At 53.1% G+C, this 11,183-nt stretch carries 10 protein-coding genes; 5 read left to right on the top strand and 5 right to left on the bottom strand.

All coding sequences use genetic code 11. The features are described 5' to 3' along the window. Nucleotides 1–46 precede the first annotated feature (46 nt). The 4 genes from ACI3UA_RS05640 to ACI3UA_RS05655 form a co-directional block, all read right to left on the bottom strand. Entirely contained in the window at nt 47–436 is a 390-nt protein-coding gene (locus tag ACI3UA_RS05640) for a cupin domain-containing protein (RefSeq protein ID WP_439723854.1), read from the bottom strand. Between the two features lie 57 nt (nt 437–493). Beyond that, nucleotides 494–1,105 carry a helix-turn-helix domain-containing protein gene (locus ACI3UA_RS05645; RefSeq protein ID WP_439723855.1) on the bottom strand — a complete coding sequence of 204 codons (612 nt, stop codon included), beginning with the start codon at nt 1,103–1,105 and terminating at the stop codon, nt 494–496. 151 nt (nt 1,106–1,256) lie between these two features. Further along, nucleotides 1,257–2,195 carry a sugar-binding transcriptional regulator gene (locus ACI3UA_RS05650; RefSeq protein WP_439723856.1) on the bottom strand — a complete coding sequence of 313 codons (939 nt, stop codon included), beginning with the start codon at nt 2,193–2,195 and terminating at the stop codon, nt 1,257–1,259. Between the two features lie 372 nt (nt 2,196–2,567). After that, a complete protein-coding gene (locus ACI3UA_RS05655; RefSeq protein WP_439723857.1) occupies nt 2,568–3,470 on the bottom strand; it encodes a YitT family protein in 903 nt (300 codons plus the stop codon). Between the two features lie 202 nt (nt 3,471–3,672). On the opposite strand from ACI3UA_RS05655, the gene ACI3UA_RS05660 reads away from it, so the two are divergent. The 5 genes from ACI3UA_RS05660 to ACI3UA_RS05680 all read left to right on the top strand — a co-directional run bounded on the left by ACI3UA_RS05660 (nt 3,673) and on the right by ACI3UA_RS05680 (nt 10,797). Further along, nucleotides 3,673–4,905, top strand: coding sequence for a dicarboxylate/amino acid:cation symporter (locus tag ACI3UA_RS05660; protein WP_439723858.1), 1,233 nt, complete (start codon nt 3,673–3,675; stop codon nt 4,903–4,905). A gap of 246 nt (nt 4,906–5,151) precedes the next feature. Next, a complete protein-coding gene (locus ACI3UA_RS05665; RefSeq protein ID WP_439723859.1) occupies nt 5,152–6,306 on the top strand; it encodes a DNA polymerase IV in 1,155 nt (384 codons plus the stop codon). A gap of 218 nt (nt 6,307–6,524) precedes the next feature. Next, a complete protein-coding gene (gene trkA, locus ACI3UA_RS05670) occupies nt 6,525–7,871 on the top strand; it encodes a Trk system potassium transporter TrkA (protein WP_439723860.1) in 1,347 nt (448 codons plus the stop codon). Nucleotides 7,872–7,880: 9 nt separating this feature from the next. Then, a complete protein-coding gene (locus tag ACI3UA_RS05675; protein ID WP_439723861.1) occupies nt 7,881–9,341 on the top strand; it encodes a TrkH family potassium uptake protein in 1,461 nt (486 codons plus the stop codon). A 10-nt stretch (nt 9,342–9,351) separates the two neighbouring features. Next, nucleotides 9,352–10,797, top strand: coding sequence for a TrkH family potassium uptake protein (locus tag ACI3UA_RS05680; protein WP_439723862.1), 1,446 nt, complete (start codon nt 9,352–9,354; stop codon nt 10,795–10,797). Nucleotides 10,798–10,925: 128 nt separating this feature from the next. Here the strand turns inward: ACI3UA_RS05680 and ACI3UA_RS05685 are convergent. After that, nucleotides 10,926–11,183: SIS domain-containing protein (locus ACI3UA_RS05685; RefSeq protein WP_439723863.1), on the bottom strand; the 258-nt coding region annotated here is incomplete at its 5' end.

The raw sequence follows: 11,183 nt of genomic DNA on the forward strand, positions 1-11,183 counted from the left end.
ATAACCTGCCTTGCATCAGCATAACTCAGACGTAACCTGCTTCGCATCAGCACAGCGCCGGCATAAACTTGGCAAACAGATAAAGCCCGTCCTCTGCCGCCAAAACCTGATGGGGGATTTTGGCCGGCAGGATGGATATCACTCCCGGCTCATATTTCAGCTCCGCCCCATCATTGATGCAGATACCTGAGCCTGCAATAACCTCATGGGTTTCGAGCTGTGTCTCGTGGATGTGATTCCCGATGGCCTTGCCGGGGGCGATTTTTACCAGATGGTAGCTGAACTGGCCGCCGGTTTCCGCCCCTGTGACGATGTGCTTTAATTCCACGCCTTCAAACGTTGGATGCTTGGACCAGCCAATCTGCCCAAAGCTGCTGGCCTTATCCGGCAATACCAGCCTGCCATTGTTAAATGCTTCAAATACTTTCTTGCCCATAGAAATGTCCTCGCTTTCATTTTTTATAAGGAAATTTTATAAGACAATTCTAGTATTTTATTTTCCTTCCGGCTTGTACAAAATTGCTGATTTTGAATATTCTTCCGGCGAAATTCCTACCTGTTTCTTGAAAACCCTGCACAGATGGCTTTGGTCGCAAAAACCGACGGCCGCAGCCACATCAATGACCTTGACGCCCTGCTCCAGCAGCTCCTGGGCTTTGCGGATGCGGCACTGCATCTGGAATTTGTGGGGAGTTAGTCCGTTTTCACCGGCAAATTTCCTTATCATGTGATAGGGACTGATGTGTACCTTTTCTGCCATGTCGGCAATGCTGATTTCCAGCTCCGGATTGCCGATGATATCCCTTTTTATGATGTTCAGCTCCTTTTCGATGCTGTCCCTCTGCGGCACACATATACTTATCATGGAGTAAAAATCAGATGCGGGATAAATGGCGTGTGGCACATCCGGAGCGATGGAGAATATTTCCCCGCTGTGGCACAGGCATTCCTGCCGGTCAATCTGCACTCCGACTATGCCATCAGTTACAATGCCAAATACAATATGCCCGATGTGCGTGTGCAGGGGATAAGCAATATTCACATGCTCATAGCTGATTGTTTCTATGCCTGTGGAAATGTCCTTGATGTACGCGAGTTTTTTCATAAAATCAGCTCTTTTCCCGTTAGATTGACAAAATAATGCAGTATTTTGTTAAACAAGTTAATAAAAACTGCCGCCCGATGAAAGCATCAAAGGCGGCAGTCATGTCTCAAGCTGTCATGATAGCATCAGGCAGTGTATTGTGGCAGGCGGCTCAATCCTCTAAAAGCGCCTTGCCGGTAAACTGGTCGGTAATCAGCACATTGGCGTAGCGTCCCTTGAGGGCCGCCCTGATGGCGTTGATTTTTGCCTCGCCGCCGGAAATCATGATGCTGAATTCCTTGTCCCGCAGCTCGTTCAGGGTAATGCCTACGGTGCGGTCGTCCAAATCGCGGTTGCAGATGCGTCCTTCCACATCAAAGAAGCGGGAACAGATATCGCCTACGGAGCTTTTCTGGATTTTCTCCTGCTCTTCGATGCCCGTATAGCCCAGGCGGAAGAAAAGGGCATTCGGACGTACCGTGCCTACGCTGAAAATAGCGATATTGGCATGGCGGCCCAGCTCCAGCACCCGCTTGATGTAGCGGTCCTTGTCCACCTGCTCCTTGGTTTCCTTTGTGTCAAAGATAACAGGCAGCGGCAGATACTGCGCCACCGTATCAAAATTGGCGGCAAAGCTCTCCAGTATCTCACGGGCATAGTTGTTCCACTCTGAATGGCTGACACCGCCCTCCAGCTGGACGACCTGGGAGCCCTTGATGGTCTTTGGAATTAGGGACTGGGACATGTTGTACAGGGTCGTTCCCCAGCCGACGCCGATAATGTCACCGTCCTTGATGATGGAATCCAGGTAGCGGGCGGCAGTTATGCCGATATATTTTTTGATTTCCTCTTCGTCGTTGATGGTGGTGGAGGCGATTTTTACATCTTTCAGGTGCAGCTTCTCTTTCAGGCGCTGTTCCATGTGGCTCATGTCTTCCACCGGGTCCACAATCTGAATATTTACGTAGCCTTTGTCCTTTGCATACTGTAAAAGCCTGGAAATGGAAGGCCTTGATACGCCCAGTTCCTGGGCAATTTTTTGCTGACTATAATCAGAACGGTAATACAGCTTGGCGACATTGATGGCCAGCTTGTCCTTATCGCGGTACATGTAATTTCCCCCTAGACAATGGTTAGTTTACTAGTTCAAATTCCACTAGTTATTATGAACATTATTGGAGCAAAAATCAAGGATTTTGCAAAAAAAATTAGTTAATTAAAGAAAAAACTTTCATTTCGTATGATAAAATTGAAAAATCGTCAAAAAATAATGTAAATATATTTTATCATAGTCCGCTTTTAGTGTAAATATCCTAGCGAATAAATAAGAAATAAATGTACAATAAAGGCAAAGAAAAAGTAAAAAAAGAGATGCCGCAAAAAAACAAATTATTGCAGCATCCCCATTGTGTCGCGAGCCGGCAGTCAGACGCGCACTGCCGGCCGATATATGCACACACCTTCCGTACGTGGATTCAGGCTGTCAGTGGATGGATTTCTTCTTGAAACGTCCGCCCACGATATCATGTACCGGATTGATGGTAACAAAGGCCGTTTCGTCCTTTTCCAGCGCAATATCCTTCAGCTTGCCTACCTCCAGGCGGGTAACGACGCAGTACAGCACCTTTTTGGCATCGCCGGTGTAGGCGCCCTGCCCGTGCAGGAAGGTGACGCCGCGGCCCAGCCTGTGCATGAGGGCATCGGCAATTTCCTCATTCTCATCAGAGACAATCATGACGGCATAGGATTCATCAAGGCCCTTTATCACGATGTCAATCATCTTCGAGATAACAAAGTAGGCAACCAGTGAGTACATGGCCTTGTCCCAGCCGAATACGAAGCCGGCCGAGCCGAGGATGAAGAGGTTGAAGAACATGACGACCTCGCCCACGGAGAAGGTGGTTTTCTTGTCGGCAATGATAGCTACAATCTCCGTACCGTCCAGGGAGCCGCCATGGCGGATAATCAGCCCCACGCCGGCGCCGGTGATGATGCCGCCGAAGATGGCCGCCAGAAAATAGTCGCCGGTGATGCTGGGAATCGGTTCAAAATATATGGAAAGGACGGAAATGGCCACAATGGACACCACCGTGGAGATGGCAAAGGATTTGCCAATCTGCTTGTAGCCCATGTACAGAAAGGGCAGATTCAGGAGAATCATGAACACGCCGAAGGGGGCGCCGGTCAGATAGCTGGCCATGATGGAAATACCCACCACGCCGCCGTCAATTATGTTGTTGGGTACCAGAAATATTTCCAGTCCCGTGGTGTAAATCAGGGAGCCCAGCAGAAGGAGAAAATATTTTTTTATCCAGTCCCTGGCTTTCTTCCTTTTCCGTAGCACGGGCTTGAAGGCTTTTACTGTTTCCTGCGTTATGTCTGTCATACAATACCACCTTTGTCAGATTCTTTCCTATTTATTATATAAGAATTATGCTTTTTTTGTCCAGCCTGCGAGAAAAGTATACAATAACATGGTATAATATAGATGCTGTGAATTATTTTTGGGGAGAAGGCTGCAGGGGGCGCTTTCTCCTGTCGCAGTGCGCCCGGTGGCGTACTGCCGGTTCTACGAAGGGGGACTGATTATGTCAAAAAAATCTGAAGGCTCAGGATTGGGCAGTCTTGGCAAGTGGATTATCGTTGCCACTGTGCTGGGTGCGGTGACCGGACTGCTCATGGGCAAGGAAGCTCATGTGCTGGCGCCGGTGGGCGATTTGTTCATGACGCTCATCAAGATGGTCGTTGTGCCAATGGTTTTCTTCTCGCTGGTAGGCGGGGCGGCCTCTCTGGGCAACTCAAAGAGTGCCGGCAAGATTGGTGCGGTAACGTTTATCTATTACGGCGTTACCACGGCAGTGGCAGTAGGGCTGGGCCTTTTGGCCAGCGAGCTGGTGAAGCCGGGCGTAGGCATCAACATGTCGGCTATTTCCGGAGCGGCCATCGACGTGGACATGTCCCAGAGCGGCTCCATTCCGGGCTTCTGGGAAACCGTTATCGGCTTCGTGCCGGTGAATCCTTTTGCGGCGCTGGTGGAGGGCAACATCCTGCAGACCATTGTGTTCGGCTTGTTTGTAGGCTTCGCCCTGTCTACGCTGGAGCATGAGAAAAAGGAATTTATGATGAAGATTTTCAACTATTTCACGGAAATTTTTATCAAGATAATGACTGCAATTATGTATGTTGCGCCTGTGGGCGTGTTTGCCCTGATGGCGGATGCAACCGGCACCTTCGGCTATGATGTGCTGGTGAAGATCATGCAGCTGGTAGGACTGTACGTGGTGGTGCTGGCTGTTGTCACCTACGGCATGATTGGCGGTTCCGTGGCACTTTTCTCCAGGAAAATCGGCTATGTGCAGTTTTTCAGGAGCATGTGGAAATGCCAGGTATTTGCTTTTTCCACGGCTTCCTCCATGGCTACCCTGCCGCTGAACATGAACACCTGTGAAAAGGAATTCGGGCTGAACAAGGGCACGGTTTCCTTTGCACTGCCACTGGGCGCTACCATCAACATGAACGGCAATGCGGCGTATTATGCCATGGCCTCCTGCTTTATTGCCCAGATGTACGGTATTGAGCTGAGCTTTGCCCAGTATGTAGCAATCATCATCACCTCCACCCTGGGAGCCGTGGGTCAGGCCGGTGTGCCGGGACCTACCCTGCTGGTAGTGGCGGTGCTGGTATCTGCCGGTATTCCGATTGATGCCCTGCCAATTCTCTTTGGCGTTGACCGTATCTTCGATATGCTGCGCACAGCTGTAAATATCACCGGTGATGCGGCTTGTGCCACCATTGTGGACAGGTTCAGGGAAGAAGCCTGAGAAGGGCATGAACACTGTCAATATTATTAATATTATCGTATCTTAAATTGCTATACTGCTGATATGGCGGGCCTGCCGGCCGCATTCCTCCGCAGCGGAACTATGCTGTCGGAGGGCGGCTGGCGGTGCCTGCTGTGCCGGCAGTATTTTTTTGTTGGCTTTTGCGTATGTATGTTGTATAATATAAAATAAAACGATTGTAAGTTTTATTTTGACGTTTTACAGAGCTATGGGGAGGGATGGCAGATGGCCGGGCGGCTGGTGATGCATGTGGATATGGATGCCTTTTATGCTTCCGTCGAGCAGCTGGATCACGAGGAGTATCGGGGCAAGCCGGTGATTGTGGCAGGGCTGGGCAAGCGCAGCGTGGTGTCAACCTGCTCCTACGAGGCCAGGCGGTTTGGCGTTCACTCGGCCATGCCTACGGCCAGGGCGATGCAGCTTTGTCCCCAGGGCATTTTTGTGGAAGGGAATTTCCGGCGGTATGGGGAGGTCTCAAGGGAGATTTTTGAGATATTTGACAGGTATTCGCCGGTGGTGGAGCCGCTGTCCATTGATGAGGCCTTCCTTGATCTGACAGGCATGGAGCGGCTGATGGACAGCCCCCGGCAGTATGCCATGAAGCTGAAGCAGGAGATTCGGGAAAGGACGGGGATTGTGGCCTCGGCCGGCATCGCCCCCAACAAGTTTCTGGCCAAGCTGGCATCGGACCTTGAGAAGCCTGACGGCCTGACGATTATTGAGGCTGACAGGGTGCAGGAGGTGCTTGACCCGCTGCCGGTCAGACGCATCTGGGGCGTAGGGAAAAAGTCAAATCAGGTGCTGGCCGATATGGGGATCGTGCGCATCGGGCAGCTGCGGCAGGCGGATTACCATCAGCTGGAAAGGCGGCTGGGGAAGAGCATGGCAAGTCAGCTTTATCATCTGTCCCGCGGGCTGGATGACAGGCCGGTGGCTCCCCGTGAGCCGGCCAAATCCATCGGCAATGAGATTACCTTTCCGGAGGACATACAGGGGCAGGAGGCGGCGGAGCAGGTGCTTCTGGAGCTTTCGGTCAAGGTGGGCTGGCGGCTCAGGCAGGCGGGAGTCCGTGCCAAGACTGTCCATATCAAGGTGCGCAAGCCTGACTTTACCACCTTTACGCGGCAGAAGCAGCTTGCGGAGATGTCCGGCTTTGACAACGATATTTATCAGGCGGCGCGGGAGCTTTTTCGGGAGCTGGGGATTTTTTACGGTATCCGCCTGCTGGGGGTGTCCGCCTCCGGCTTTGATGCCCATGAGGAAATGTCGCTTTTTGCCGCGGACAATGAGAAGCAGGAAAAGCTCTATGAGGCGATTGACAGCATAAACAAGCGGTTTGGCAGTGTGGGGATTACGCGGGCCAATTTATTGCGGCAGTAAATTCCAGCTTGCCGTAGCTGATGTGCGATGCTTTGATGGCATGGAAGAAGAGCTTTTCATTTTGTGCACGCTGTTCAGACTGTTGCTGATAGGTCGGCGGAAAGCTGGAAATATTCTGTAAAAAAGTGTAATATATGTAGAGTGCATTATATGCAGTAGGTATGCAGAGTGAGGATTATGATGCGCAGTGACAGGCGCTGATTTTGAGGTGAAGTGTTGTGCGTGTAGTAATTGTAGGCGCAGGAAAGCTGGGATACAGCATAGCAGAGCTTTTATCCCAGGAAGAATATGATATTGTGGTCATAGACAAGGAGGAGAGCCAGCTGTCAAACATCAAGGAAAACCTTGATGTGCTGACCATAGCCGCCAATGGCTCCAGCCCTATCACCATGGATGATCCGGATGTGCAGGGGGCGGATATGCTGATTGCCGTGACGGGCAGTGACGAGGTAAACATGGTCTGCTGTATCCTTGCCAAAAAGCATGGCGTCGTCCATACCGTGGCCCGTATCCGCGATATGCAGTTTATGTCAGAGGCAAAGGAGTACCTCAAGGCCAATTTTGACATTGACCTGATGCTCAACCCGGAGTATATTACCGCCATGGAGATAAATCGCATCCTCATGGTGCCGGCCGCCCTCAACGTGGAGGATTTTGCCGAGGGAAGGGTGCGGCTTTTTGAGACCAAGGTGCGCCGCAAATCGCCGCTGGCCAAAATCCCGTTAAAGGATCTGGACATACCCAAGTCCATTCTGGCGGCCATGATTTTCCGCGACCACCGCATGATTGTGCCTCACGGCGATGATTGCCTGATGCCCCATGACAACGTGTATTTCGTGGGTGAAACCGGCGCCATCGAGAGCTTCAGCAAGAATCTGGTCAGGAGCGATGCCAGAAAGGTCAGCCGGGCGGTGATTATCGGTGCCGGGCGCGCCGGGCGGTTCACGGCTCAGGAGCTGGACAAGCAGAATGTGCAGGTCAAGATTTTTGATATCAACCGGGAAAGGTGCCGCCTGATTGCCGAGCGGCTTTCCGGCTACAGCATGGCCATCAACGGCGACGGCACGAACATCGAGCTTTTGCAGTCGGAGGGCATTGCCGATGCCGATGTGATGATATGCCTGACCGACGATGACAAGCTGAACCTCCTGCTGGCCCTGATGGGCAGGCACATGGGGGTGCAGAAGACCATTGTCAAGGTAAACCGCTATGATTATATAGAACTGATGGAAAAGGTGGGCGTGGATATAGTTCTGTCCTCGCGGTTCCTGGCTGCCAGCGAGGTGCTGGCCTTTGTACGGCGGGGCGGCATCGTGTCCGTTTCCCTGCTGGAAGGTGCAAAGGCCGAGGCCATCGAGGTGGTGGTGCAGGATGGCGCCAGGGTGGCAGGCAAGAAGCTGATGGACGCGTCCCTGCCGCGGGAATGCCTGGTCTGCGGCTACGTGCGGGGAAGTGAAACCTTCGTGCCTAACGGCCATACGGTGCTGATGCCGGGGGACAGGGCGATTATTATTGTGCAGATAAAGCACTCCAAGAATGTGCTGAAATATTTTCAAAAGGATTGACGGCTGAAGATGAATAGACTGGTTCTTTTGCTGATGGGCAGGGTAATCCTCATGTGCAGCGGACTGCAGCTGATTCCCTTCTGCTACAGCCTTTATCACGGCTATGAGCAGTCGGCCGGAGCCTTTGCCGCCTCGGTGCTGATTGCCCTGCTGACGGGAATCTGGCTCATAGGGCTGGCCGGCAGCAGCTACAAGGAAAGCCTGAGCGTGCTGGATGGCGCGACCTTTCTGGCCGTGTGCTGGTGGGTGATGTCCGTTTTTGGCGGCCTGCCCTATTATATTGACGGCGATCTGAGCATCGCCAACGCGTTTTTTGACAGTATCTCCTGTTTTACGACTACCGGTGTCATGGATCTTCCCTATGAGGCGGACAACGCCATTATCCTGTGGCGAAGCCTGTCCCAGTGGCTGGGCGGCTACATGGTGCTGCTTCTTCTCAGTACGGTACTGCCCGGCACCAGCGGCTGTTTTGGCACGGCGTTTATCCTGTCAGGCAATATGCGCACGGGGGCCATTACCCTGAAACGGATAAACAGGACGTCCGTCAGACTGCTCAGGGTCTATCTGCTGGTGACGCTGGGCGGCATCCTGCTCTACAAGATGTGCGGCCTGTCGGCCTTTGATGCGGTAAATATGTCGCTGGTGACTATCTCCACCGGCGGCTGTTATACCCCTGACGCCAGGATAACCGTCAGCGGCTGGGTGGCCGTTACGGCCATTCTGGGCATTATAGCGGCCGGGTGCAACGTCCTTCTCTACTGGCAGGCGGTTGACCACAAGGAGATAAGGGCGGTGCGCCAGACTTGGAAGAGCAGTGAAACAAAAATCTTCGGACTTCTGGTGCTGTGCTTTACGGCGATTATTGCCCTGCACCTCTATCTGAAAGGATTCTACGATGTGGGGGATGCCATCAGCAACGCGCTTTTCCATGTGGTGTCCTTCGGCTGTACCAACGGCATTATGGCGGACGGCATGTACCACTGGGATGATGTGGACAAGTTCTTCCTCATGTGCATGGCGCTGATTGGCGGCTGTATCGGCTCCATTTCCGGCGGGTTCAAGATTTTCCGGCTGCAGGTGCTTCTGAAAAGCTCCCTGGCGGAGCTGAAGCGTACCCTGCACCCCAATATGGTGGTGCACATCGAGATGGACGGCAAGGCAGTGCCCCAGAAGATTATTGAGCGTATTCTGGGCTATTTCTTCATGTTCTTCGTGACCCTGCTGGTGTCCCTGCTGGTGATTTCCCTGTCGGGACTGGACATGCAGCAGACCATGGATGTGGCTATTGCCTGCATTACCAGCTCCGGGCCTATGATGATGTTCCATCTGGACGCCGGCGAGGTCAGGAACCTGCCGGACTGGGTAAAGCTGTACTGCAGCATGCTGATGGTAATAGGCAAGGTAAATGTGTTTACCTTCCTGCTGATTGTGCATGGGGTCTGGCAGGGGCTTCAGGAAAGGCATTGGTAGGTGAGATGCGATGAATTTAAGGGTTATTGCGTATGTCCTTGGGCGTCTGCAGTTCTTTGTCACCTTCTCGCTGGGGGTGCCTTTCGTGATGGCGCTTCTGTGGGGGGAGGACTGTGCCATGGACTTTGCCGGAACGATTCTGGTGAGCCTGGGCGTGGCGGTCTACTTCTACAATCACGGCAAGCTGGAGCATGAAAGCCTTACCCTGCGGGAAGGAATCGCCATTACCGGCATTGCCTGGTTCCTGATTCCTGTGGTGGCGGCCCTGCCTTTTCTGGCCTCCCATCAGCTGAATCTGGTGGACAGCCTTTTTGAGAGCTTTTCCGGCCTGACCTGTACGGGAGCCTCCGTCATCAGCGATTTGGATGTTGTGCCGCGGAGCCTTGTTCTCTGGCGGGGCGTTACCCACTGGGTAGGGGGACTGGGGATAATCGTCCTCTTTATCGCCCTCTTTCCACAGCCGGGCAGTGGTGCGGCGCGGATGTTCAATGCAGAGGGGGCAGGCCCCTCGGAGAGCCGGGTAGTGCCGCGCATCAAGGAAACCGCCAACGCCCTCCTGATAATGTACGTGGCCTTTTCGGTAGTGCTTCTGACCGCGCTTCTGATGTGCGGCCTGAGCCTTTTTGACGCGGTAAATCTGGCCATGTCGGCTATTGCCACGGGCGGCTTCGCCACCACCAACGGCAGTGCCGGTGATTACAACAGCCTGCCTGTGGAGATAGTGCTGATTGTGTTCATGCTGATTGGCGGCGGCAATTTCGGCCTGTATTTTCTGGGCTGGAAAAAGGGCTACCGCCATATCCTGCGGGATACGGAGTTCAGGGTGTACATGCTGATGTTTTTGATTGTTACGCCGCTGGTGATGATGAACCTGACCAGCAGCATGGGGCTGGAGGCTGATACGGCCCTTCGCCATGCGGCCTTTCAGATGGCCTCCATCATGACCTCCACGGGACTTGGCACCTGCAACTTTGACCAGTGGCCGGCCTTTTCCCAGTTCTGCATTATCATGGCCATGCTGACAGGAGGCTGTGCAGGCTCCACGGCGGGCGGCATGAAGATTTCCCGGGTGATTATTCTCTGGAAGATGGTGGGGACGATCGTGCAGGAAAAGCTGCACCCCAACAGTATTGCCAGGGTGCGGCTGGAGGACCAGAGCCAGTCCTCCACGGTGGTGTTCCGGGTGGCGAGGTTCTTCTTCCTGTATGTGATGCTCGCCCTGGTGGCCGCATGCTTTTTCAATTTTGACGGGCTGCCGGTGGTGGATTCCATCATGCTGGGGCTTTCCTGCATGGGCAACATGGGCGTGGCCTTTGGTGCGGCCTACACCTTTTATGACCTGCCGGATGTGACGAAGATAGTGTGCTGTCTGTGCATGGTAATCGGCAGGCTGGAGATTTTCACCTTTTTGGCCATGCTGCAGCCGGGCTTCTGGAAGCGTGACAGCAATTGGTAGGAAAATGGCAAAAAAATAAAAGCTCCCTTGCAGGTAATAAGCCTGCAGGGGAGCTTCTGGCTGCTGCTATGGCGTATTCGGCCCGGTAATTTTGGGAGAATAAGCCATAACAGCATAGGCGTCCGGCTTTACCGCTCAAAAAATTCGTTTTCGACGGCGATACAGAGCATGTGGTAGATTGGCAGATGGTACTCCTGAATCTTGTAGGTTTCCATCTCCGGGGCGGCAATCACGATATCGCAGATGTTCTGCATGCGGCACTGGCGGTTGCCAATCAGGCCGATGGTCTTCAGGCCGAGGGTTTTGGCCAGCTGTACGGCGTAGATGACGTTGGTGGAGTTGCCGGAGGTGCTGATGCCGATGAGGATATCCTCCGGGCGGCCCAG

This window comes from Anaerovibrio sp., from assembly GCF_051866355.1.
Classification (GTDB): domain Bacteria; phylum Bacillota; class Negativicutes; order Selenomonadales; family Selenomonadaceae; genus Anaerovibrio.